The sequence below is a fragment of the Croceibacterium aestuarii genome (assembly GCF_030657335.1).
GTDB classification, from domain to species: Bacteria; Pseudomonadota; Alphaproteobacteria; order Sphingomonadales; family Sphingomonadaceae; genus Croceibacterium_B; species Croceibacterium_B aestuarii.
On record NZ_CP131039.1, the window covers coordinates 275,158 to 297,514 of the forward strand.

General features: G+C 65.6%; 21 protein-coding genes. 15 read left to right on the forward strand and 6 right to left on the reverse strand.

Annotated features, from left to right (window positions below; all coding sequences use genetic code 11):
* The first annotated feature begins 49 nt into the window (after nucleotides 1–49).
* On the forward strand, nucleotides 50–490 hold the full coding sequence (locus Q7I88_RS01180; RefSeq protein ID WP_305097215.1) for a hypothetical protein: 441 nt from the start codon (nucleotides 50–52) through the stop codon (nucleotides 488–490).
* Nucleotides 491–545: 55 nt separating this feature from the next.
* Here the strand turns inward: Q7I88_RS01180 and Q7I88_RS01185 are convergent, their stop codons facing one another.
* From Q7I88_RS01185 to Q7I88_RS01195, 3 genes are all read right to left on the reverse strand, one after another.
* A complete protein-coding gene (locus Q7I88_RS01185) occupies nucleotides 546–2,201 on the reverse strand; it encodes a dihydroxy-acid dehydratase domain-containing protein (RefSeq protein ID WP_305097216.1) in 1,656 nt (551 codons plus the stop codon).
* Nucleotides 2,198–3,607 carry an MFS transporter gene (locus Q7I88_RS01190; protein WP_305097217.1) on the reverse strand — a complete coding sequence of 470 codons (1,410 nt, stop codon included), beginning with the start codon at nucleotides 3,605–3,607 and terminating at the stop codon, nucleotides 2,198–2,200. Before Q7I88_RS01190 ends, Q7I88_RS01185 begins: the two co-directional genes overlap by 4 nt.
* Nucleotides 3,608–3,742: 135 nt before the next feature.
* Nucleotides 3,743–4,933 (reverse strand): LL-diaminopimelate aminotransferase, encoded by a 1,191-nt coding sequence (locus Q7I88_RS01195; RefSeq protein WP_305097218.1) that lies wholly within the window; start codon nucleotides 4,931–4,933, stop codon nucleotides 3,743–3,745.
* A 121-nt stretch (nucleotides 4,934–5,054) separates the two neighbouring features.
* On the opposite strand from Q7I88_RS01195, the gene Q7I88_RS01200 reads away from it, so the two are divergent.
* The 7 genes from Q7I88_RS01200 to Q7I88_RS01230 all read left to right on the forward strand — a co-directional run bounded on the left by Q7I88_RS01200 (nucleotide 5,055) and on the right by Q7I88_RS01230 (nucleotide 11,991).
* Entirely contained in the window at nucleotides 5,055–6,911 is a 1,857-nt protein-coding gene (locus tag Q7I88_RS01200; protein WP_305097219.1) for a PHA/PHB synthase family protein, read from the forward strand.
* A 44-nt stretch (nucleotides 6,912–6,955) separates the two neighbouring features.
* Nucleotides 6,956–7,579 (forward strand): nuclear transport factor 2 family protein, encoded by a 624-nt coding sequence (locus Q7I88_RS01205; RefSeq protein ID WP_305097220.1) that lies wholly within the window; start codon nucleotides 6,956–6,958, stop codon nucleotides 7,577–7,579.
* 178 nt (nucleotides 7,580–7,757) lie between these two features.
* Nucleotides 7,758–8,609, forward strand: a complete 852-nt coding sequence (locus tag Q7I88_RS01210; RefSeq protein ID WP_305097221.1) for a phasin family protein — start codon at nucleotides 7,758–7,760, stop codon at nucleotides 8,607–8,609.
* A gap of 185 nt (nucleotides 8,610–8,794) precedes the next feature.
* The gene (clpS, locus tag Q7I88_RS01215) at nucleotides 8,795–9,196 is read left to right on the forward strand and encodes an ATP-dependent Clp protease adapter ClpS (RefSeq protein WP_439648396.1); all 402 of its coding nucleotides are present in this window, start codon (nucleotides 8,795–8,797) and stop codon (nucleotides 9,194–9,196) included.
* An 81-nt stretch (nucleotides 9,197–9,277) separates the two neighbouring features.
* Nucleotides 9,278–10,531 (forward strand): LptF/LptG family permease, encoded by a 1,254-nt coding sequence (locus Q7I88_RS01220; protein WP_305097223.1) that lies wholly within the window; start codon nucleotides 9,278–9,280, stop codon nucleotides 10,529–10,531.
* Nucleotides 10,521–11,621 (forward strand): LPS export ABC transporter permease LptG, encoded by a 1,101-nt coding sequence (gene lptG, locus Q7I88_RS01225; protein WP_305098638.1) that lies wholly within the window; start codon nucleotides 10,521–10,523, stop codon nucleotides 11,619–11,621. Before Q7I88_RS01220 ends, lptG begins: the two co-directional genes overlap by 11 nt.
* 85 nt (nucleotides 11,622–11,706) lie before the next feature.
* Complete coding sequence (locus tag Q7I88_RS01230) at nucleotides 11,707–11,991, forward strand: hypothetical protein (RefSeq protein ID WP_305097224.1); 285 nt, start codon at nucleotides 11,707–11,709, stop codon at nucleotides 11,989–11,991.
* 88 nt (nucleotides 11,992–12,079) lie between these two features.
* Here the strand turns inward: Q7I88_RS01230 and Q7I88_RS01235 are convergent, their stop codons facing one another.
* The gene (locus tag Q7I88_RS01235) at nucleotides 12,080–13,171 is read right to left on the reverse strand and encodes a fatty acid desaturase family protein (protein ID WP_305097225.1); all 1,092 of its coding nucleotides are present in this window, start codon (nucleotides 13,169–13,171) and stop codon (nucleotides 12,080–12,082) included.
* 110 nt (nucleotides 13,172–13,281) lie between these two features.
* Between Q7I88_RS01235 and Q7I88_RS01240 the strand changes: the two genes are divergently transcribed.
* The 3 genes from Q7I88_RS01240 (at nucleotide 13,282) to Q7I88_RS01250 (ending at nucleotide 16,147) form a co-directional block, all read left to right on the forward strand.
* Nucleotides 13,282–14,466, forward strand: coding sequence for a GNAT family N-acetyltransferase (locus tag Q7I88_RS01240; protein WP_305097226.1), 1,185 nt, complete (start codon nucleotides 13,282–13,284; stop codon nucleotides 14,464–14,466).
* A gap of 85 nt (nucleotides 14,467–14,551) precedes the next feature.
* Entirely contained in the window at nucleotides 14,552–14,992 is a 441-nt protein-coding gene (locus Q7I88_RS01245) for a response regulator (RefSeq protein ID WP_305097227.1), read from the forward strand.
* Nucleotides 14,993–15,349: 357 nt separating this feature from the next.
* Nucleotides 15,350–16,147 (forward strand): response regulator, encoded by a 798-nt coding sequence (locus tag Q7I88_RS01250; protein WP_305097228.1) that lies wholly within the window; start codon nucleotides 15,350–15,352, stop codon nucleotides 16,145–16,147.
* Nucleotides 16,148–16,211: 64 nt separating this feature from the next.
* Here the strand turns inward: Q7I88_RS01250 and Q7I88_RS01255 are convergent, their stop codons facing one another.
* Entirely contained in the window at nucleotides 16,212–17,873 is a 1,662-nt protein-coding gene (locus Q7I88_RS01255; RefSeq protein ID WP_305097229.1) for a CHASE domain-containing protein, read from the reverse strand.
* Between the two features lie 229 nt (nucleotides 17,874–18,102).
* On the opposite strand from Q7I88_RS01255, the gene Q7I88_RS01260 reads away from it, so the two are divergent.
* From Q7I88_RS01260 to Q7I88_RS01270, 3 genes are all read left to right on the forward strand, one after another.
* Nucleotides 18,103–18,273, forward strand: a complete 171-nt coding sequence (locus Q7I88_RS01260) for a NepR family anti-sigma factor (RefSeq protein WP_305097230.1) — start codon at nucleotides 18,103–18,105, stop codon at nucleotides 18,271–18,273.
* Nucleotides 18,274–18,906, forward strand: a complete 633-nt coding sequence (locus Q7I88_RS01265) for a sigma-70 family RNA polymerase sigma factor (protein ID WP_305097231.1) — start codon at nucleotides 18,274–18,276, stop codon at nucleotides 18,904–18,906. It abuts the gene before it with no gap.
* A gap of 88 nt (nucleotides 18,907–18,994) precedes the next feature.
* Nucleotides 18,995–20,173, forward strand: coding sequence for an AI-2E family transporter (locus Q7I88_RS01270; protein ID WP_305097232.1), 1,179 nt, complete (start codon nucleotides 18,995–18,997; stop codon nucleotides 20,171–20,173).
* Between the two features lie 64 nt (nucleotides 20,174–20,237).
* Here the strand turns inward: Q7I88_RS01270 and Q7I88_RS01275 are convergent, their stop codons facing one another.
* Nucleotides 20,238–20,849 (reverse strand): superoxide dismutase, encoded by a 612-nt coding sequence (locus Q7I88_RS01275; RefSeq protein WP_305097233.1) that lies wholly within the window; start codon nucleotides 20,847–20,849, stop codon nucleotides 20,238–20,240.
* A gap of 156 nt (nucleotides 20,850–21,005) precedes the next feature.
* On the opposite strand from Q7I88_RS01275, the gene glmM reads away from it, so the two are divergent.
* Nucleotides 21,006–22,346: a phosphoglucosamine mutase gene (gene glmM / locus Q7I88_RS01280; protein WP_305097234.1), complete on the forward strand. Its 1,341-nt coding sequence runs from the start codon at nucleotides 21,006–21,008 to the stop codon at nucleotides 22,344–22,346.
* Nucleotides 22,347–22,357 lie beyond the last annotated feature (11 nt).

The following is a 22,357-nucleotide window of genomic DNA, read 5'->3' on the forward strand; positions in this document are numbered from 1 at the left end:
TTCCAAGCGGCCTCCGGGAACCGCCGCGCGCGCGGCGGATTGCCCGGTCATGAGGTTCATCTCCAGTCTCGCCGTCCTGCTGCTCGCCGGGTGCGCCACGACCGACGCGGGCCCGCAACTGCGGCCGGCCTATCTCTCCGAGCTGGAGCTTGCCGCGCCGCCGCAAGCGGTCGTCGCCGGCGCAACCATTCCCCTGACGCTGACGAACCGCAGCGGACAGGCGGTGGGCGTCGATCTCTGTCGCGGCGCGCTCGAAAGGCGGGTGGCCGGCATCTGGGTTCCCGCGCTCACCGCTTACCACCCCTGCCCTGAAGGTCTCGCCCCGCTCGCCCCGGGCGCGCAGGCCAGCGGTGTCGCGATGGTGCCCAGCGAGTTGGAGAGCGACGAGTACCGCTACGTCACCGAAGTCAGCGACGTTGTCGGCACGCCGGTCCCCCAACTCGTGCGCAGCAATCCGTTTCATGTCTTGGCCGTGTCCGCGCAGGACTAACCTGAACGCTATGCGGCTTTGGGCGGCGCGAATGCGCCGCGCCGACATCACGCGATCAGCAGCTCGGCGGTAGGAGGACGCCTCCGGTCGACATGTCGCGCACATCCTGTCGGAAGGTGCCGAGATAGCCGCGCGCGTCGGTGCGATAGGCGCCGATCGCGCGCGAAGCCAGTTCGTCGGCCGGCACGTCGATGTCGATGCTGCGGTTCTCGACCGAGATGCGTACGATATCGCCGTCGCGCACCTTGCCGATGGGGCCTCCCGTGGCCGCTTCGGGATGGACTTCGGCCACGGTCAGCCCCTTGAGGCACAGGCCCGAGAGCTGTCCATCGGTGACGAAGGCGGCCGTCTTGGCGAGGCCGGCGGCGTCGAGCGCAAAGAGGATGACGCTGGCCGAACCGCCCATCGCCGGGCCGCCCTTAAGCCCCTGGTTGCGCGCCACGACCACGTCGCCAGGCTGGACCACGCCGTCCTCGATCGCCTGCATGCATTCGGCGGTGCTTTCGAACACCCGCGCCGGGCCGGCGAATTCCTCTGGACGCGAACCGTCGCGAATGCCGAGCCGCACGACGGCGGTCTCGGCGAAGCTGCCGCGCAGGATGGCGATACTCGGCCCCTCGCCGACAGGATCGTCTACCGCATGGATAATGTCCGGGCCCGGGATCACGTAACCCTCGAGGTTCTCGCCCAGCGTCTTACCGGTGCACGTCAGCGCCGCGGTAGCGATCCGGTCCTCGAGCCGTTTGAGCACCGCCCGCGCCCCGCCCGCATCCTCGAACTGCTCGATGCGGACATGACCGGTAGGCCGAACTGCTGAGAGTACCGGCACGTCGCTCATCTCCTCCCACAGCGCAAAAACGTCGACGCCGTTCTCGGCCTCGATAGCGGTCGCCTGGAGGTGCTTGATGGCGTTGATCGAGCCGGAGACCGCGAGCACCGTCGCCACCGCGTTCCTGAAAGCGCCCGGCGTGAGGATGTCGCGCGGCTTGAGGTCTTCGGCGACCATCTCGACGATGCGGCGCGCGGCGGCGCGGGCGTTGTCTCGCATCTTCGGACTGTTCGCGCGCACCGGGGCGTGGCCCGGCAGGCACATGCCCAGCGCCTCGCCCACAGAGTGCATGGTGTTGGCGGTCGCCATCCCGGCGCACACGCCCGGACCCATGATTGCGTGCTCGGCCATCTCGGCGACCGGAAACTTCGGCTGCGCGCCGAACCGTTCGCCGACGCTGCCCGACCACACGTCCTCGACATCGACCGGCTCGCCGTCGATCTCTCCGGCTTGCTGGTAGCCGCCGATGACCAGGATCGTCGGGATGTTGAGACGCGCCGCCGCCATCAGGTGGCCCGGCGGGGTCTTGTCGCAGCTGGTCAGGCAGATCATCCCGTCGAGGAGTGCCGCCTCGACCTGGACCTCGATGTCGTTGGCGATGATGTCGCGCCCGGCGAGGATGTAGCTGCCGGCCTTGTTGGCCCCAGTGATGAAGTCCGACGGCGCCGCGGTGCGGACCTCGAACGGGACCGCCCCGGCGGCGCGGATTTCTTCCTTCACGAGCTCCGCGATCGCGTCGAGATGGGCGTAGCAGATCGCCAGCTCGCTCGAGGAATTGACCACCGCGATCTTGGGCTTGAGCATGTCCTCCTGCGACAGCCCGAGCGCGCGCCAGTTGGCACGGCGGCCGGGCGTGTTGGCCGCGAGGCTGCGCAAGGTCATTCGGCCGGCTCGGGAACGGCGCCGGACAGCCCGGCCTCGGCCTCCTGTTCGCGGCCAAGCCGCCGGGCGAAGAAGGCCAACGCGACGATTCCGACGACGACACCGGCAAGGCACAGGCCGACGAAGCTGTAGCCGTCGAGCACATCCTGCTTGGTGGCGACGAACATGTTGGCCGCCACCATCGGGGCGAGCACCGCGGCGAACTTGGCCATGAAGCTCGCCCAGCCGCCGCCGGTCGCGCGGACCGAACTCGGGTAATAGATGCTGGTAATCGAGATCACCGAGGCATGGCCGACACCGACGGCGATCATGCCAAGCATGATGACCGTGATGAACAGTTGCGAACCGATCGGTATCGCGCCCGTTCCGATCAGCAACGCCAGCGGCACGCCGATCAGGGGCGCGGCCGCGATCCAGATCGGCCCCTTCTTCTCGGTGACCATGAGGAGGAAAACTGCGCCGACCGCGCCGACCAGCCCGCCGACCGAGGAGATGTTGCGCGCCACGTCGGGGGCGAGGCCGAGCACCTGGAGGAACTTCACCCCGAAGCTCGCCTTGATGTAGATGGCGAAGGAGGAAAAGAAGTAGGTCACCCAAATGATCGGGGTGATCCATGCGAGCTGGCCTTTGAACAGCGCTGCCGACTTGGCCAGCGGCGAGGTCCCGCCCTGCTTGCGTTCGTCGGACAGGACCAGTTCGGTATAGCCCTCCTGCCCGACGCCAGGATCGAACCGGCTGAGCAGTGGCAGCACTTCAGCCACCGGTTTGCCCTTGGCGACCATCCAGCGGGCAGATTCGGGCATGGTGAAGCGCAGCACCAGTGCCAGCAGACCCGTCGTCGCCCCGGCGAAGAAGAACACCCCTTCCCAGCCGAAAGCCGGCGCAATCAGGTTGGTGATCTGTGCCGCGGCTGCGCCGCCGACGCTGAAGCCGAGCATGATGATCGTAACCGCGGTGGCGCGGTACGAGCTCGGCATCGCCTCGATATTGATCGCCCAGGCCGGGGCGAGCAGCCCGCCGATGGCGAGCCCCCCGACCAGCCGTAGCGCAATCAGCATCTCCGCACTGGAGGCAAATCCGGTGAGGAAGGTGAGCAGTGCGCCGATCGCGGTGCACCACAGGATTACCGGCCGCCGTCCGAATACATCGGCCATGTAGGACCCGGCGAGCGAGCCGATCATCTGCCCGAGGAACGCGGCGGAGTTGACCGGACCGAGCATCTCGTTGCTGAGGCGCAACCCGTTCTGGATCTCCGGCAGCGCGACCGAGACGAGCGAGAAGTCCATCCCGTCGAAGAATGTTACGAAGCACGAGATAATCAGTAGCCGGTAGTGGAACGGCGTCATCCCCGAACCCTGCAGGAACGCGGTAACGTCAAGCGTCCGGTCTGGCGCGCCATTGGCCATCGACGATCTCTCCCATGCATCGTTAGCACGGCAACAGTATCGTGCCGCCGCCGGCTAGACCACCCGGATAATCGCTGCGGTCCAAGCGACCGGCACCGCGCGGCTATGCCGTACCGGCGGCGCGCCGCCCGCGTGTCAGACGTTGACGCCCCTGGACTGGAGATAGCGCTTCACGTTGCGCGCCGCCTGGCGCAGGCGCTGCTCGTTTTCGACCATGGCGATGCGCACGAAGCCCTCGCCCTTCTCGCCGAAACCCACGCCCGGCGCGACCGCCACTTCGGCATGAGTCAGCAAGTCCTTGGCGAACTCGAGGCTGCCCATGTCCTTCAGTGCCGGGGGCAGCGGAACCCAGGCGAACATCGAGGCCGGCGGAGGCGGGATGTCCCAGCCGGCGCGGCCGAACGATTCGACCATCACGTCGCGGCGCTTCTGGTAGAGTTCGCGGTTGCGCACGACGATGTCCTCGGGCCCGTTGAGCGCCGCGCAGGCGGCTGCCTGGATCGGGGTGAAAGCACCGTAATCGAGGTACGACTTGACCCGTGTGAGCGCAGCGATGACCTGCCTGTTGCCGACCGCAAAGCCGATCCGCCAGCCGGCCATGGAGAAGGTCTTCGACAGCGAAGTGAACTCGACAGCCACGTCCTTGGCCCCGGGCACTTCGAGGATCGAGCGCGTCGGCTTGCCGTCGTAGTAGAGCTCCGAATAGGCGAGGTCGGAGATTACCCAGACCTTGTTCTCCTTGGCCCAGGCGACGAGCCGTTCGTAGAACTCGATGCCGACCGTCTCCGCCGTCGGGTTGGAGGGGAAGTTGACGATCAGCACCGTGGGACGCGGCACCGTGAAGTTCATCGCCGCCTCGAGCGCCTTCCAGTAGTTCTCGTCCGGCGTGGTCGGCACCGCGCGGATGGTCGCGCCGGCAAGGATGAAGCCGAAGGTGTGGATCGGGTAGCTCGGGTTGGGCGCGAGGATCACGTCGCCGGGGGCGGAAATCGCCGTCGCCAGGCTGGCGAGCCCTTCCTTCGAGCCCATGGTCACCACGACTTCGGTCTCGGGATCGAGGTCGACCCCGAAGCGGCGGCCGTAGTAATTGGCCTGGGCCTTGCGCAGTCCCGGAATGCCCTTGGATTGCGAATAGCCGTGCGCGTCGGGCTTGCGCGCCACTTCGCACAGCTTCTCGATGACATGGTCGGGCGGCGGCAGGTCGGGGTTGCCCATCCCCAGGTCGATGATGTCGCGCCCTTCCGTGCGTGCTGCGTGCCGCATCGCATTCACCTCGGCGATGACGTAGGGCGGCAGGCGCTTGATGCGGTAGAAATCGCTGTCCATGTGACCTTTTACTGGCTCGCGCGCGGCGCGATTGCCGCACGGGCCGCGGACATAGGCGGAAACGCGCGGCTTCCGCAATTGATTGCTCGCAACTGCAACGTGCCGGAGCTAGGCTCCGCGCATGGACGAGACCGAAAGCGGCGATGCGGTGGACGTGTTCGCCGAGATGCTGAAGATGCAGAGCGAGGCGGCGCGCGCGGTGTTGGCAACGACGAACCCCGACGAGCGCGCGGTCGCCGAATGGACCGAAGCGGCGGGCCGATTGCAAAAGATGTGGCTCGAATTCCACGTTCCGGGAGATCGCGATCCCGACGTGCCGGTGCCGATGTTTGCCGATCCCGCGCAATGGTTCGGGCTGGTGCAGGAATGGCAGCGCCAGGTTCCGTGGCTCGACCCTGAGCGGCAGGGTCAGCTGATGGCCGAAAGTGCGGCCTTGTGGGACCAGGTCCTGACCCAATTCGGCCTCGGTTCGAAACCCGATTCCGACGGCCCCGAGGTGCACCTGCCGCGCAGCGACCGGCGCTTCAGCGACCCGGCGTGGCGCGAGCAGCCGGTCTATGCGCTGATCCATCAAACCTACCTGCTCTTTGCGGAGCGCATGCAGGACATGATCGGCGAAGTCGGCGGGCTCGACGAGGCCGAGCGCGACCAGCTGCGCTTCGCGCTGCGCGGCGTTCTCGACGCGATGAGCCCGGCGAACTTCCCGCTCACCAACCCCGTGGTGCTCGAACGAACGCTGGAAACCCACGGAGCGAACCTCGTGAAGGGGATGGAGCGGCTGATCGCCGACCTTGAGAAGGGCCAGCTGACCCACACCGATTCGAGCAAGTTCAGGCTGGGCGAAAACATCGCCTGCACGCCCGGCAAGGTGGTCCATGAGACCCGGCTCTACCAGCTGATCCAGTACAGCCCCGACACCGAAGAGGTCGCCGCGGTGCCGGTGGTCATCTTCCCGCCGTGGATCAACCGCTTCTACATCCTCGACCTCAACCCCAAGAAGAGCTTCGTCAAATGGGCGGTCGAGCAGGGTCTGACCGTGTTCATGGTCAGTTGGAAGTCGGCCGACGAAACGATGGCCGACGTCACCTGGGACGATTACGTCCGCGCCCAGATCGACGCGATCGACCATATCCGCGAGCGGCTCGGCGTGCGGGCCGTGCATACCATCGGTTACTGCGTGGCGGGAACGACACTCGCCGCGACCCTGGCGATCCTGGCGCGGCGCGGCGAGGCCGACAAGGTTGCGAGCACCACCTTCTTCACTGCCCAGGTCGATTTCGAGCGCGCCGGCGAGCTCAAGTACTTCGTCGACGAGACCCAGCTCGCCCTGATCAAGCAGGCCAGCCAGGGCGGGTACCTCGACGGCCGATACATGGCGGCGACCTTCAACCTGCTGCGCGGCACCGACCTGATCTGGAACTATGTGGTCAACCACTACTTGCTGGGCGAGGACTATCCCGCGTTCGATCTGCTGCACTGGAACGGCGACGTGACCAACCTGCCGGCCAAGTGGCACGCACGGTACCTGCGCGACCTGTACCGCGACAACAAGCTCGTCCAGCCCGACGTCATGAGCGCCGACGGGACCCCGATCGACCTGAGACTGATCGAGACCCCGGCCTACGTCCAGGCCGGCCGCGAGGATCACATCGCTCCCGCCGGCAGCGTGTGGAAGCTGACCGGTACGCTGGCGGGGCCCGTCCGCTTCGTCCTCGCCGGCAGCGGCCACATCGCCGGGGTGGTCAATCCACCCGCGGCGCGCAAGTACCAGTACTGGACCAACGAAACGCCCGCCGGCTCGCTCGAGGCATTCGTGGCCGGGGCGACCGAGCATCCCGGCAGTTGGTGGACCGACTGGATCGCCTGGCTCGAGAACCTCGACGCGACCCGCGTCAAAGCGACCGGGAAACGAAAGCCCGGAGGCAAGGGCGACACCGTCATAGAAGACGCACCGGGACGCTACGTGGCGATGCGCTAGCAGCGTGCCGCCGGACAAGTGGAAGACGAGGGAGAGGACACGAGATGAAGAAGATCATGTTTGCCATCGCGGCGGGAGCCATGCCGCTCGCCCCGGCTGCCGCGCAGATCGGTTCGCCGGGCGCCACCGACTGGGCGCAGAAGCTGCAGCCACCCGCGGCCAGCCCGTTTTCGCCCGTCGTACCGGCCGGCCGGGCCGACGACTACGTCTCGATCGTCAACCTGCTGAACACCTATTTCATTGCCCTCGATGCCGGCGACCTCGACACCTACACCAACACCTTCGCGCCCGATGCGGTGATGTACTGGGTCGGCGGTGTCGAACGCGGGCGCGAAGCCATTTACAAGAATCTCGCCAGCTTCGGCACGGGGCGGCAGTCGCTCGACAAGGCCGCGACGACCCGCCCGCGCTTCATCCACACCTTCGGAAGCCAGCGGATCGACTTCACCGGACCCGATACCGCGCACGACGTCGGCATGTGGCTGGGATTCAACAATCAGGCCGAAGATGGCAGCTTCCGCGTCGCCGAGTTCGGCCATTACGAGGACAAATACGTCAAGATCGAGGGCCGCTGGTACATCTCGGAACGCCGTATCTACAACGAACGGCTCGGCAACAAGGCGCTCTACTACCCCGAACTTGGCGAGAAGGACCCGCGGCAGAAGTAGGGCCGTTCCTGGCGTGAAAGGCCCGCTCCGAACGCAGGCCGACATCCCGCAAGGTCCACGCTCCAGCACACCTTTGCTGCACTGCACCATTTTTGCTTGACTTCGCGTCTGCAGCGCCTATTTTGTGCACTGCAACAAGGCCGGCAATCGTCCCCGGTCGGCATGGAAGCGAGGAAAGATGGCCGAGTCTCCCGACAACGCCGCCGATAGCGCCGAAAAAGCCTACGCCGCCGCGGCGGAGAAGGCCAAGCCGGTCGCGTCCGTAACTGCCCAGCCCGAAGCCGCTCCGGTTCCGGACGCGCCCGCCCCCGCCGACAAGCCGGTCGCTGCCGCCAGCGCACCGGAACCGGCGAAGGCCGAGCGCCCCTCTGTCGCGAAGCCGGTTGTCGCCAGAACCGCCTCGAAGAAGGCGGCGGTAAGAAAGAAGGCCGCGCCGAAAAAGGCAGCGACCAGGAAAGTCAAAAAGCCGGCGGCGAAAGCCGGGCCGGCCGCAGGAAAGAAACCCGTCGCCGCGAGACAGGCCGCCCGTGCGGACAAGCCTGCCGCGAGCAAATCCGAACCCACGATTACCGAACTCAAGGAAAAGATCATGGCTACTGCCAAGACCCCGGATTTCATGAAGACCGTTACCGACGCGATGAGCGAGCTGCAGTCGAAGGCCAAGGAAACCTTCGAGAAGAGCACTGCCTATGCCGGCGAGATGACCGACTTTGCCAAGGGCAATGTCGAAGCCCTCGTCGAAAGCGGCAAGGTCTTCTCGAGCGGCATGCAGGACATGAGCAAGACCGTCGTCGACGAAGCCAAGTCGGCTTACGAGACGATGACCGCCGACATGAAGGAAATGGCCGCGATCAAGAGCCCCGCCGAGCTGTTCCAGCTGCAGGGCAAGCTTGCACGCCGCAACTTCGAAACGATGGTCGCCTATTCGTCGAAAGCCGGCGATTCGGTCATGAAGCTCTACAGCGAAGCGTTCGCCCCGATTTCGGGCCGCATGAGCCTGGCCGCCGAGAAGGTCTCGAAGGCCGCCTGAGCCTAGCTCTCCCGCCGCTCGTTCTCTCTCCTCTCCCTCGAGCGGCAAAAAAGCGGGTCGGACGGTCTTGCCGTCCGGCCCGTTTTCTTTCGCGCAGATAGCGCCCGCGAGCCGCGTTAACTCTTCTTGCGGCGATCCAACCTTGCCGTTTCACCAATCGATACGATATTTGCGGACCGATGCAGATGAATCGCCCTTTTCGCCCGGTCGTCCCGGCTGCCGCGCACGCGGCCGGCAGCGGCACGCCCGACGATGGCGATAACGGGGGCGATATCGGCGTGAGCGATGGCGAGGGCCAGGTCGGCATCGCCACCAAGACCCGCACCAGACCGAAGAAGCCGAGCCAGTACAAGGTGCTGATGCTCAATGACGACTACACGCCGATGGAATTCGTCGTGATGTGTCTCAAGCGCTTCTTCCGCATGGATCTGGAACAGGCCACCCGCGTAATGCTTCACGTCCACCAGAAGGGCGTCGGCGTTTGCGGCGTCTTCCCCTACGAAGTGGCCGAAACCAAGGTCAATCAGGTCATGGATTTCGCCCGCCAGAACCAGCACCCGCTGCAGTGCACCCTGGAAAAGGCCTGAGCCCCGGCGCAATCGGCACATGACCTGCGCAGTTTCGGCGGTTATAGCCCGGCGCACCCCGATGCCGCTAACGATACCAGATTGAAATTCCTTACCGCCCTCGACCGGTACATCCTGCGCCTCGTGCTGATGCCGATGTTCGCGGTGTTCGTGATCGCCGCCTCGCTGCTGATCCTCGACAAGATGCTGCGCCTGTTCGAGTTCGTGTCGACAGAAGGCGGGCCGGTCGGGGTGGTCTTCCGCATGTTGGTCAACCTGATCCCGGAATATGCCGGCCTGGCCATCCCGCTTGGCCTCATGCTCGGGATCCTTCTCGCCTTCCGCAAGCTCGCCACCTCGAGCGAGCTCGACGTCATGCGCGCGGTAGGATGGAGCTACATACGGCTGCTGCGCGTGCCGTTTCTCATCACCCTGGTGCTGATGGCTGTGAACCTGGCGATCGTCGGCTATCTCCAGCCGCTCAGCCGCTATGCCTATGCCCAGCTCGACTACGAGCTGCGTTCGGGCGCGCTGGGGGCGTCGATCAAGGTCGGCGAGTTCACCACCCTCAAGGACCGGATGGCGCTGCGCATCGAATCGAGCGAAGACGAAGGCCGCAAGCTCAAGGGCATCTTCGCGCGCTTTGCCGGCAAGAACGGACAGGTGCTTTCGATCTCGGCGCGCGAGGGTCAGTTTCTCGCCAATCGCGAGGACCGTAACACGATCATTCTTCGCCTGCTCGACGGGACCATCGTTCAGGATGTCGCCGGCAAGGAGCCGCGCGTGCTCAGCTTCAGCCAGCATGACCTGCCGGTCGACTTGCCGGCGATCGACCGTTTCCGCGCCCGCGGCGACCAGGCGCGCGAATATGTCCTGCCCGAGCTGCTGCGTCTCGGCTGGAGCAATTCGCTCCCCGAGGTCCAACGCGCCGGGTCGCAGGCCAACTTCAACTACCGGCTGGTCGAGGTCATGATGATGGCGCTGCTGCCCCTGCTTGCGGTGGCGCTGGCGATCCCGCCCAAGCGATCGACCAGCGCGCTCGGCGTCTTCGTGTCGATCGTCTTCGTCGTCGCCTACCACAAGGTGAACGAGTACGGGCAATCCATCGCCCAACTCGGCCGGATCGATCCCTTTCTCGCCCTGTGGGGCCCGTTTGCGTTGTTCTCTGTCCTCATTGTGTGGATGTTCTATCGGGTCGCCTACGTGCCCGGCGGGCAGGCCATCGGCGCGCTCGAGTCCGCCTACGCCAAGATCGGCAAGCGCCTGCGCAAACTGCTCAAGCGGCGGGAGCATGTGCGCGGCGCCGGCCTTGATCCCCTCGCGGATGACGAGGAGCTCGGCCAAGTTGCTGTTTGACTTCTTCCCCTCTCGAACGCTGACGGCGTACCTGGCCCGCACCTTCGTGACGCGGATTCTGGCCGTGCTGGTCATGCTGGTGCTGGTGCTGATGATGCTCGACCTGCTTTCGAACAGCGGCGACATCCTGGCCCATCCCGGCAACGGCGAAGGTGAGCTTCTGCGCTATGTGGGGTACCGCGTGCCGCAGCTCATCGCCCGCTTCGTGCCGTACTCGGTGCTGCTGGCCACGATCATCACGCTGGTCACGTTCAATCAGAACAGCGAGGTCGTTTCGATGAAGGCGGCCGGAATGTCGGCCCACCAGATCCTCGCCCCGCTGTTGCTCGCGGCGGGGATCGTGTCGCTCGGCTCGATTGCCTTCAACGAACTCGTGGTGACGCGGGCCACGGCTTCGCTCAAGGCTTGGGAGGCCGCCGATTACGGTCCGGCCCCGCAGGAAACCGAGACTCGCGCCAACGTCTACTTCGCCGACGGCAACAACGTTCTGACCGCGACCCTGATGGAGGGCAGCGGAACCGACACGATCCTGCGCGGAGTGACCTTCTACGAACGCGATGCCCAGGGCATGATTCAACGCCGCGTGCGCAGTGCCATCGCGACTTATGCCAACCCAGGCTGGAAGCTTGCCGCGCCCGACGTGTTCGATGTCCAGCAGGCCGAGGACAGCAAGCTGCCGGCCCCGATCGTCGTCGCCCCCGAACTTACGCTCGACCAGATCGAACTGAGCAAGGTCGATCCCGATGCGCAGTCGCTGCCCGAACTGTCGCGGTCGATCGCCGCGCTTGACGCAGCCGGTCGCCGCACGGCGGAACTCAAAGCCAAATGGTGGCACAAACTGTCGGGCCCGCTCTCCGCTGTGCTCATGCCCCTCCTCGGCGCGGTGGCGGGGTTCGGACTCGCCCGCTCAGGTCAGCTGTTCGCCCGCGCGGTGATCGGCATGGCGCTCGGCTTCGCCTATTTCGTCGTCGACAACGCCGCGCTCGCGATGGGCAGTTTCGGCGGTTATCCGCCCTTGCTCGCCGCTTGGGCCCCGTTCCTGCTGTTTTTACTGCTCGGAGAAACCGTCCTCGTGCGGACAGAAGAATAGTAGTTGCCACATTTTTGCCCTTTTTCGGGAACCCGCCCCGAGGCCGCGCGTCCTTGCCTCGATGTCCGAGAAGGAGAATACCGGCATGAAGAAGCTTATCCTGACCGCCGCCGTTGCCGCCGCCGCGCTTAGCCTCGGGGCCTGCGACAACGATGCCGACGACGCGGCGACCGAAGGCGCCGACACCACCATCGTCGAAACCCAGCCCGCCCCGACCGCAACCGAAACGACGGTGGTGACCGAAGAAGCCACGCCTTCCGATGGCAGCACCGTCAGCATGGGCCCGGACGGCGCGAGCGCCGACATCGACGCCGGCGACACTCGAATTACCGCCGATTCCAGCGGCAACGCGACGGTCAAGACCAACTGATCGCCAACAATTAAGTGAAGGCCTCCTGCCTCGCGGAGGGGGCCTTTTCTTTTTCGCGGCGTGCCACCGGGAGTGGCTGAGAACCCGGTTAGCGGCGGGCCATCGTCGAGCGGGCAATCCGCGCGACCAGCGGAGCCATGCCCTTGTGCGTCGTTTGCGCGAAGGTCGACTGCGGTCCGAGCCGGGCGCTGATGCGCTTATGCGCCTCACCCAACGAATGATAAGGGAGCGAAGGCATCAAGTGATGCAGCGCGTGATAGCGCAGCCCCACCGGTGCCCAGAGCGCGGCCAACGGCGAGGGTGGCGGAACGTTCACGCTGTCGAGATACTGCCCGGTCACCGTCATCGCTTCGCCCTCGTTCTCCCACAGGTGGGCCACAAGCGTGCGCAGCTGGTTCAACACCGCCACCGCCGAGAACACCGCGAGCGCGATCAACAGCGGGCGCCAGCCGAGCCAGAAAACGCTCGCCACGAGCAACAGCGCCCAGAGCGCCGCGCCCGCCTCCTGCCAGAAAAACCGGCTCCGAAAGGCGGGCTCCGCAGGGCGGCGGCGGAATGTCGGATTGATCGACAGCGCCGAGAACCGTTCCCACGTCACCCGTCGCAGCGGCGGTATGAGCAGACCCAGCGGGGCCAGAACGCCGAAACGGATGACCAGGGCGGGCGGCGCCAGAAGGGCGATCAGGATGAACACCGGAAGAGACCATGGCTTCATCAGGGCCAGCGGCAGGTACTCCGGATCCTCGACGGTGCCGTAGCGGGTGCGCGCGTGGTGCAGCGTGTGCACCGCTTCGTACATCAGCGAAGGCGTCAGCATCGGGATGCCGACCAGCGCGTTCCAACCGAACAGGAAACCGGGCACCTCGTTTTTCCGGAAATGCGAGATCTCGTGGATGAACAGCAGCGCCCGGTACAGCAGCAGCACGGCGGCCGCGCCGCTGGCCCAGGCGAGCCAGGCCGGCTGAAGCAGGATCGCCCCGGCAAGCAGGGCATAGCCCGCCAGCGCGGAGCCGAGCATGTCGGCCCAGTAGATCGCCGGGCGATGCGCGGCGATGTCGCGCGTCAGCTCGGCCGCGGCGCGCATCATCGCCTTGTCGTCAGGGATAGTCGCCAGCACGCGGCGCTCCGCAGCGGGTGCGGAGGACGTTGCGCCCGCCTCGATCGATCCAGCCGTGTTCATCATTCAATCCTATGCCCGTCGTTGTCCGTAGACAATCCGAGGCGGAGTTCCCGTTACAATGGTGCTTGCCGACCATTAGCAGGCGTGCAATCCGCGTGCCTTCTTTCGCCATGCCACTAACGGCAAAACGAGGCCTGAACGTGTCCCAGAAGATAGATATCGCCCCCGTGTCGGGCAAGAAGGACCTCAACGCTTTTGTCGATGTCGGTTATCGACTGAACGAGGCGGACCCCAATTACGTGCCGCAACTGCGTTCCGAGGTGGTCGAGCTACTGACCCCGGGCAAGAACCCGTTCTTCGAGCATGCGCGCGTCCAGTTCTTCCTCGCCCGCAGCGAGGGCCGGGTCGTCGGTCGCATCTCCGCGCATATCGACGAGCTCGCGCTGGCCCAGCCGCCCGAGCAGGGCATGGGCCCGGGCACCGGCAACTGGGGCCTGTTCGAGGCCGAAAGCGAGGAAATCGGCCGCGCGCTGATCGCCCGCGCCGAGGACTGGCTGCGGGAACAGGGCATGACCCGGGTGCTGGCGCCGATTTCGATGTCGATCTGGGAAGAACCCGGTCTGCTGGTCAAGGGCCACGACCACCCGCCGACGGTTATGATGGGGCACCACAATCCCGCCTACCAGGGCTGGTTCGAACGCGCCGGATACAGCGAAGCTAAGAAGTTGCTGACCTTCGAACTCGACATCACCAAGGAGTTTCCGCCGCTCGTTCAGCGTATCGTCGCCGCGGGCGAGAAGAACCCGCGCATCACCATCCGCTCGATGGAGATCAAGCACTTCGACCGCGAGGCCGGCATCGTCATCGATATCCTCAACGATGCCTGGTCGAGCAACTGGGGCTTCGTGCCGTTTACCGAAGCCGAAGCCGAGTACGGCGGCAAGAAAATGACCCCGCTGATCCGCGAGGATCTCAACATGGTCGCCGAACTCGACGGCGAGCCTGTCGCCTTCATGCTCACCTGGGGGAACGCCAACGAGCCGATCAAGCAGATCGGCGGCAAGCTCTTTCCCTTCGGGTGGATCAAGATGCTGCGCTGGCTGCGAAACCCGCAGTGCGAGACCATGCGCGTGCCGCTGATGGGGGTGAAGAAGGAATACCAGAACTCTCGCCTGGCCAGCCAGCTGGCCTTCATGATGATCGAGTATATCCGCCGCAATGCGGTCAAGAACTACGGCGCGACCCGGGGCGAAATCGGCTGGATCCTCGACGACAACAAGGGGATGCTGGCGATTGCCGAGACGATCGGCAGCAAGGTCAACAGGGAATACGTGATCTACCAGAAGGCATTGTAACGCAGCGGGAACCGGGCGGCGCCGAGCGCCGTTTCCCCAGCGCGAAGGCCCGAACCGTTCCGGCTTTGCATGAGGTGGCTGGAAAATGGGTACGACGATCGACGAAACCAAGCGCCAACGGGCCCGGCCGGCGCTCGATCGCGTGCTCATCGTCGAAGACGACGCTCTTCTAGCCATGGCCATCGAGGACTCGCTGCGCTCTCAGGGGCTGGCCCGCGAAGTCGTCATCTGCCCGAGTACGGCAAAGGCGATGAGCGAACTGGAAAAGGCCCGGCCCGATGCCATCGTGATCGACGTTCACCTGAGCGACCGCGACGATGGCTGGGCCCTCGCCGAACTGGTCGAACTTCTCGGCGAGAAGCGGCCGCGAATTATCTTCTCGACCGGCTCGCCCGAAGACATCCCGCCGAACATCGCCGAAATGGGTCTGGTGTTCGACAAGCCCTACGATCCGGACGAGCTTGCCCGGGTCCTGGCGAGCGACCGCAAGGAAGGGCTGTTCGCCCGCCTCCGCCGCAAGGCCTGATCACCCCTTCCAGACAGCACGACCAGCACCCTGCGGCACTTTCGTGTTCGTATGTGTTCGACAAAAAAAGGCCTCCGTGCTCTCTGCACGGAGGCCTTTCGGGATCGTATCACCAGCCGCTTGGACGGGAGGGGGGGTCTCGGCGGTGACATAGCAATAAATGACCGGACAAAAGGTAGGTTCCCGCCGCCTCCAAACTTTTTTCCCAGTCCCCTTTTGCCATGTGCAGTGCAGCGCGCTAGATGGCGCGCAAGGCCGACCCGGCGGGCCGTACAGACGGTTTTTTGGGGGGCCGTGGAACCCGGAAGGCGCTTGTCCGTTCCATGCACGCCTGATCTCTCTCGGGAAGGGGAATACATGTCTATCGGTGCCGAAGTCGCCGCTCATTTACCGTACCTCCGCCGTTATGCCCGCGCCCTGACCGGGTCGCAGACCACCGGCGACGCCTTCGTCAAGGCCACTCTCGAAGCCGCTCTCGCCGACCAGGCGCTGGCGGATTCGCTGCGTGGCGGGCGGGTTCCGCTCTACGCCGCGTTCAACAAGCTGTGGGCGAGCGCCTATCTCGAAGTCGCCGAAGAAGGCGACGGGACGGGCGGGCTTCACGAGGTCGCCGCGCGCGATCAGCTCAAGAAGATCACCCCTCTCAACCGCCAGGCGCTGCTCCTGACCACGGTCGAGGATTTCACGCCTGCGGAAGCGGCGCAGATCATGGGCGTCGACGAGAACGATATCGAGCAGCTGGTGCGCGAGGCGATCGAGGAAATCGACCGCGAAAACTCCACCACGGTCCTGATCATCGAGGACGAGCCGCTGATCTCGATGCAGCTCGAGGATCTCGTCCGCTCGCTCGGCCACGATATCTGCGGCACCGCGGCCACCCGCTCGCAAGCGCAGAAGGTCGTCGCCGAGGCGATGCCCGGCCTGGTGCTGGCCGACATCCAGCTCGCAGACGGGTCCTCCGGTCTCGACGCAGTCGACGACATCCTGTCGATCGGCAGCGTGCCGGTGATCTTCATCACCGCTTATCCCGAGCGCCTGCTCACCGGCGACCGGCCCGAGCCGACTTACCTCGTCACCAAGCCGTTCCAGGAATCGACCGTGCGCGCGGCTGTCAGCCAGGCGCTGTTCTTCGGCTCGAGCCGCCCGCCGGGCTAAGCGTGGGCTGACAAACAGCAAGCAGAACGCCCCGCCATCGAGCGGGGCGTTTTTCTTTGCGGGATCAGCTGTCGCGGCGCTGGGCGCGCATCGAGAACGGGGTCGGCTCTCGCACCGGAATGGTCATCACGCATTTCACCCCTTCCGGCTCGAAGCTGAGGTCCACGGGGCTTCCGAGCTCGTGTGCGACGATCTTTTCGATGAGGTCGGTTCCGAACCCCCGGCCCGGCGCCCCGCTGACCGGCGGCCCGCCGCGCTCGACCCATTCGAGCCGTACCCGGTCGTGCGACGATTTGTGCCAGGAAACGCTCACGCTGCCCCCGTTGCTGCCCAGCGCGCCGTATTTGGCGGCATTGGTCGCGAGTTCGTGGATCGCCAGTCCGAGCGAGAGCGCGTCGTTGGGCGCGAGCTGAATTTCCGGTCCGCGAACCTCGATCCGTTCCTCGCCGGCGTGGAGGTAGGGAGCCAATTCGGCATCGACGACCGCGCCGATCGGCGTTGTGCCCCAATCGGACTGGGTCAGCAGATCGTGGGTCGCCGAAAGCGCGCGGATGCGACCGTCGAGACCTTCGGCGAAATCCTCGAGGTTCTCCGCCCTGCGCCGTGTCAGGGCAATGATCGAGAGGACGTTGGCGAGCGTGTTCTTGACGCGGTGATTGAGCTCGCGGGTGAGCGAGTTGCGGATCGAGGCCTGTTCCTCGAACCAGCGCAGCGCCGCCTCGTTCTCGGACGCCTGCCGCGTCAGCATGCGCATCACCAACATCAGCAGGCTGGCAACGAGCAGGCCGAAGATCAGCGTGACCATCGACAGGCCGGTCAGCGTGCGGTCTCCCGGGGCGTCGAGCTGCAGCGTCCAGTCGTGATTGGCGATGGTGATGGGCTGGCTGTAAGTGGTGCCGTAATCGGAGTCGCGCGCGAAGGTCGCCAGAAGGTTTTGCGGCACCACGTCGCCGTCATAAATCCGCACGCCGTAATTGCCCGGCTCCTCCAGTTCGAGCGCCGAGGCGAGAAAATCGTCGGCATTGAACGGGCTGTAGATGAAGCCTTTCAGATCCCGGCCCGTGGCGGTGGTGACGAAGACCGGCATGTACATGAGGAAGCCCGCCCCATCGCCGCCGCCCTCCTGCTGCAGCACGACCTTGCCCGAGACCGTGGGACTGGTCGTGCGCATCGCTTCGTCCATCGCCGCCCGGCGCGCCGGATCGGAGTACATGTCGTACCCCAGGGCACGGCGGTTTCGCTCGGTATCGGGCTGCAGGAAGGTAACCGGGACCGCGAACGGCTGATTTGCGCCGATCGCCGGGTGGAGCTTGGGCGAGCCCGGCGCCTCGCGCTTCATCATCTCGTCGAATTCCTCGACTCCGTCCGGATAGACCAACTGCGCCCAGCCAATTCCCTCGCCCCCGCGATAATCGGCATCGAGCCGTAGTTCGCTGACGAAGCGGCGGAAACGCGCAGCCGGAATCTCGTCGAGCGAGGCAAGCAGAGCCGCCCCCGAACGCAGATAGGCGCTATTGGCGTTGGCCCGCCGCTCCAGCGCCGAGGCGACCTCTACCGCGCGGCTGCTCAGTTCGGCCTTCTCGCGTTGCTCCTGCCCGCGCTCGATGGCGAAGACACTGAGCAAGGTCACGGCGATGACGAGCAGGAAGATCGCGATCGGAATGCCGCGCGGGTGTTGCACCAGCCAGTGGCGCGGTCGCCGATTCTTGCGTTCCAGCTTCTGCACCTCTTCCTCCGGCCGCGCGAACCGACCTGTTACGAGCCCTCGTTTGCGCGCAGTCGATCCCGTCGCTCGCGCGCACCCTGTCGCCAGGTAAAGGGCGGATGTTTTCGGGGAACCTTATCCGGCAGGTTTCGTTCCACTCCACGTCGCAAGATGCTACAAAGATGCATGCATGCAACAGGTATCGGTAGCTCTCGCAGATCATTCTTAGGGACGGGCAAACTTGCAATTCATGGCTGGTAGAACTCAGGATAAGCGCGCGGCGCCGCCCGGCAAGGGCAAGGCCGCGCCCGGCGAGTCGGATTGGACCAAGGGGCTCAAGAAGCTTTACGATTCGGTCGTCGACGAACCCTTGCCGGACTCGTTTCGGGATTTGCTGTCGAAGCTGGATTCCGAGGACTGAATGGCGAAAAGCAGCCCGGACAGGGAACTGCCTGAACGCAGCGCGGATGAACGGCGCGCCTTCAAGCGAGAACTTACCGAAGTCGTCCCGCACCTGCGCGCGTTTGCCCGCGGGCTTTGCGGCCGGCCCGACATGGCCGACGACCTGGTGCAGGAGGCTCTGCTCAAGGCATGGGCTGCGCAGGAGCGTTTCGAACCAGGCACCTCGATGCGCGCCTGGACTTTCGTCATCCTGCGCAATGCCTACCTCACCGACATGCGTCGCAACCGTTTTCGCGGCGAGTATGACGAGACCGTGGCCGAACGAATCCTCACCGCCCCTGCCGGGCAGGAGGAACCGATCCACCTGTCCGACATGCACCGCGCCTTGTTGACGCTGCCCCCCGAACGGCGCGAAGCCTTGCTGCTGGTCGGCGCCGGCGGCTTTTCCTACGAAGAGGCGGCGAGCATCTGCGGTTGCGCAGTCGGAACGATCAAGAGCCGGGTCGGCCGGGCCCGCGCTGCGCTGACGGCGATGATCGAGGAGGGCAACATTCCCGACCGCTCGCTCGACGATCCCTCCGCCCACCGGGCGATCCTGGAGGAACTGGAAGATGTGGCCGCCGGCAACGGTCAGGCCGTCGCCACGCGCTGAAGCCTTGTGCATACCGGCTTGATCGGCCGGACCGCGCGCGGCACAGTCCGCGCCCCTGCAGGCCCGCATTTCGAAAGCCCAGCGCGCCATGAGCGATAGCATCCCGCCCGAACCGCAGCCGGCCCAGCCGCCGCGGCGCCGCGCTCTGACGTTCGCAGCGCAGGAACTGCGGTTGATCTCCTCGCTCGTGCTGCTGCTTGCACTGGGCCTGTTCCTCGCCCTGCCGTTCGTGCTGTCGATCGGGGCGGTGGTCTTTCTGCCGGTGGTTACGGCGATCATCCTCACCATCGTGCTTTCGCCGCTGGCGGATCGGCTGGCGCAGGCCGGTCTGCCCAACCTGCTCGCCAGCCTGCTGTCGCTGATCGTGTTCCTGGCGGTGCTGATACTTGCGCTGACCGCGGTATTCCGCCCCGCGGTCGGTATGTTCGACGAGATGCCTGCCTTGCTCGGCCGCATCGGCGAACACTTCCGGCATCTACAGCACAACTTCGCCTGGGTTTCCTCGCTTAACCGGCAAGTCCTCGAGCTGACCGGGCGCGAGGAAGGCCGCGAGGTCGTGCTCAAGACTCCGACAATGCTCGAACAGGTCGCCTTCGCCACGCCCACGGTGGTGCTCGAAATCCTGCTGACCTTCCTGATGTCGTTCTTCATGATCGAGGGCCGCGTGCGCATGCGCCGCCGGCTGCTTCTCGACCGCCAGCACTTCGGATCCAGCGTCAAGGCGGCGCGAGTGATCCGCGACGTGCAGGACCGCGTCGCCGCCTATATTCTGACGGTCGGCCTGATCAACCTCGGCGTCGGTGTGATCGTCACCCTCGGCGCCTGGGCGATGGGGGTCGATGCGCCGTTCATGTGGGGCGGGCTGGCCATGCTGCTCAACTTCCTGCCCTACATCGGACCGCTGACGATGGTCGCCCTGCTCGCCTTGTTCGGTCTCGGCAGCTCGGCCTCGCCGTTCCTCGGCATCCTCCCGGCCCTCGCCTATCTCGGCCTCCACGCGATCGAATCCAACGTCGTCACCCCCGCGATCCTTGGCGCGCGCTTCACCATGAGCCCGGTGATGATCCTCATCGCGCTGAGCTATTTCACGTGGATCTGGGGCGTGACCGGGGCGCTGCTGTCGGTGCCGATCCTCCTCGCGGTGACGGCGCTGATCGATCACCTCGGCAAGCCCAACCTGATCGGCTTCATCTTCGGCGAACCGCTGTTTACGACCAACCCGCTCGACCTCGGGGTCGACGACGACGTGACTGCGGATACCCCCTGACAAACGAAAGGGCCCGCCCTGCCGCATGGCGGGGCGGGCCCTTCGATCGCGCATCCGTCGGGACCTAGGCCGGGTAGGTCCAGGCCGATCCGCGGGCCAGGTTCTCGGCCGCGAAGTCCCAGTTGAGGTGATTGTCGATCACCGCCTTGAGATAGCTCGGCCGGGCGTTCTGGTGATCGAGGTAATAGGCGTGCTCCCACACGTCGATGGTCAGAAGCGGATTGAAGCCGCTGTCGGCCAGCGTGTCGCCATCGTGGGTTTCCTCGATCGACAGGTTTCCGCCCTTCTCGGCGAGCCAGACCCAGCCGCTGGCGAAGTGGCCCGCGCCGCGCTCCGCCAGCTTGCTCTTGAGATCGTCGAGACTGCCGAAGGCGCTGTCGATCTTGCCGGCGAGGTCCCCTGAGGGCGCGGCGGAAGAGCCGGTCAACGAATGCCAGTAGAAACCGTGGTTCCAGCTCTGCGCGGCGTTGTTGAACAGGCCCTGGTTCGAACCGCGGGCGGCGGCGATGACCGCCTCGAGCGGCTTGCCGTCGAGCTCGCCGCCTTCGATCGCGGCGTTGGTCTTGTCGATATAGGCCTTGTGGTGCTTGCCGTGATGGTAGCTGAGCGTCTCGGCGCTGATCGCCGGAGCGAGCGCGTCACTGCTATACGGCAGGTCGATGAGTGCGAATGCCATTTCGGTCCGTCCTTCCTGTTTCTTGCGGGGCTTCACGTGCCCAACGCGCGAGAGGCGCGCCGGGTTTCGGACCGGTATGCCATGCACTGGTGACAACGCGGCTGCAACGCGCCATTGCGCGTGCAGCGACAAGGAAAACTGTTTCGAGGGGCCTCCATGGCACGTAAGTACTTCGGCACGGACGGAATCCGCGGACGCGCCAACGCCGCTGTCCTGACACCCGAACTGGCGATGAAAGTAGGTCAGGCGGCCGGGTGCCACTTCCTGCGCGGCGATCACAAGCACCGGGTGATCATCGGCAAGGACACGCGCCTGTCGGGCTACATGATGGAGACCGCGATGGTCGCCGGGTTCACCAGCGTGGGGATGGACGTAATCCTGACCGGCCCGCTGCCCACGCCCGCGATCGCCATGCTGACGCGGGAGATGCGCGCCGACCTGGGGGTGATGATCTCCGCCAGCCACAACGCCTTTCCGGACAACGGCATCAAGCTGTTCGGACCCGACGGGCTCAAGCTCTCCGACGAGGACGAGGAAGCGATCGAGGCGCTCATCGCGTCCAAAATGCCGCTGGCCACCGGAGGCGACATCGGCCGAGCGCGGCGGATCGAGGATTCCCGTGGGCGCTATATCCACGCGGTGAAAGGCTCGATCGGCCAGGACGCCCGGTTCGACGGGCTCAAGGTGGTGATCGATTGCGCCAATGGCGCCGCGTACCAGGTCGCGCCAACCGCTATCTGGGAACTCGGCGCCAAGATCTTCGCCGTCGGGGTCGAACCCAACGGCACCAATATCAACGACAACGTCGGCTCGACCGCACTCGATGCGGTGAAGGCCAAAGTGATCGAGGAGCAGGCGGACATCGGTCTCGCGCTCGACGGGGACGCGGACCGGCTGATCGTGGTCGACGAGAAGGGGGAGACGGTCGACGGCGACCAACTTATGGCGCTCATCGCCACCGAGCTTGCCGCAGCGGGCAAGCTCAAGGGCGGCGGCGTAGTCGCCACGGTGATGAGCAACCTCGGGCTCGAAAGGTACCTCGAAAAACTGGGGCTTCCGCTCGTGCGGACGGCGGTCGGCGACCGTTACGTGCTCGAAGCGATGCGCGCGGGCGGTTACAACCTGGGCGGCGAGCAATCTGGGCACATGATCCTGCTCGACCACGCGACCACCGGCGACGGCACGATCGCCGCGCTGCAAGTGCTGGCGGCGCTCGTTCGGTCGGACAAGAAGGCGAGCGAGTTGCTGCACCTGTTCGACCCGGTCCCGCAATTGCTCAAGAACGTGGTCTACGCCGACGGCGATCCGCTGGCCCACGCCGACGTCAAGGCCGCGATCGCCGAGGGCGAACGCGCGCTCGACGGCCGCGGACGCCTGGTGATTCGCAAGTCGGGCACCGAGCCGAAGATCCGCGTGATGGCCGAAGGAGACGATGCGGGTGAAGTCGAGCGAGTGGTCGATGCGATCTGCGACGCGGTGACGAAGGCCGCCGCGTAGTGGCGCTCGAA

Excerpts from the sequence above, each read along its gene's own strand:
- Q7I88_RS01180 (WP_305097215.1), top strand. The coding sequence starts at position 50 with ATGAGGTTCATCTCCAGTCTCGCCGTCCTGCTGCTCGCCGGGTGCGCC.
- Q7I88_RS01185 (WP_305097216.1), bottom strand. The coding sequence starts at position 2,201 with ATGACCTTGCGCAGCCTCGCGGCCAACACGCCCGGCCGCCGTGCCAAC.
- Q7I88_RS01190 (WP_305097217.1), bottom strand. The coding sequence starts at position 3,607 with ATGGCCAATGGCGCGCCAGACCGGACGCTTGACGTTACCGCGTTCCTG.
- Q7I88_RS01195 (WP_305097218.1), bottom strand. The coding sequence starts at position 4,933 with ATGGACAGCGATTTCTACCGCATCAAGCGCCTGCCGCCCTACGTCATC.
- Q7I88_RS01200 (WP_305097219.1), top strand. The coding sequence starts at position 5,055 with ATGGACGAGACCGAAAGCGGCGATGCGGTGGACGTGTTCGCCGAGATG.
- Q7I88_RS01205 (WP_305097220.1), top strand. The coding sequence starts at position 6,956 with ATGAAGAAGATCATGTTTGCCATCGCGGCGGGAGCCATGCCGCTCGCC.
- Q7I88_RS01210 (WP_305097221.1), top strand. The coding sequence starts at position 7,758 with ATGGCCGAGTCTCCCGACAACGCCGCCGATAGCGCCGAAAAAGCCTAC.
- clpS (WP_439648396.1), top strand. The coding sequence starts at position 8,795 with ATGAATCGCCCTTTTCGCCCGGTCGTCCCGGCTGCCGCGCACGCGGCC.
- Q7I88_RS01230 (WP_305097224.1), top strand. The coding sequence starts at position 11,707 with ATGAAGAAGCTTATCCTGACCGCCGCCGTTGCCGCCGCCGCGCTTAGC.
- Q7I88_RS01235 (WP_305097225.1), bottom strand. The coding sequence starts at position 13,171 with ATGAACACGGCTGGATCGATCGAGGCGGGCGCAACGTCCTCCGCACCC.
- Q7I88_RS01240 (WP_305097226.1), top strand. The coding sequence starts at position 13,282 with ATGCCACTAACGGCAAAACGAGGCCTGAACGTGTCCCAGAAGATAGAT.
- Q7I88_RS01245 (WP_305097227.1), top strand. The coding sequence starts at position 14,552 with ATGGGTACGACGATCGACGAAACCAAGCGCCAACGGGCCCGGCCGGCG.
- Q7I88_RS01250 (WP_305097228.1), top strand. The coding sequence starts at position 15,350 with ATGTCTATCGGTGCCGAAGTCGCCGCTCATTTACCGTACCTCCGCCGT.
- Q7I88_RS01260 (WP_305097230.1), top strand. The coding sequence starts at position 18,103 with ATGGCTGGTAGAACTCAGGATAAGCGCGCGGCGCCGCCCGGCAAGGGC.
- Q7I88_RS01265 (WP_305097231.1), top strand. The coding sequence starts at position 18,274 with ATGGCGAAAAGCAGCCCGGACAGGGAACTGCCTGAACGCAGCGCGGAT.
- Q7I88_RS01270 (WP_305097232.1), top strand. The coding sequence starts at position 18,995 with ATGAGCGATAGCATCCCGCCCGAACCGCAGCCGGCCCAGCCGCCGCGG.
- Q7I88_RS01275 (WP_305097233.1), bottom strand. The coding sequence starts at position 20,849 with ATGGCATTCGCACTCATCGACCTGCCGTATAGCAGTGACGCGCTCGCT.
- glmM (WP_305097234.1), top strand. The coding sequence starts at position 21,006 with ATGGCACGTAAGTACTTCGGCACGGACGGAATCCGCGGACGCGCCAAC.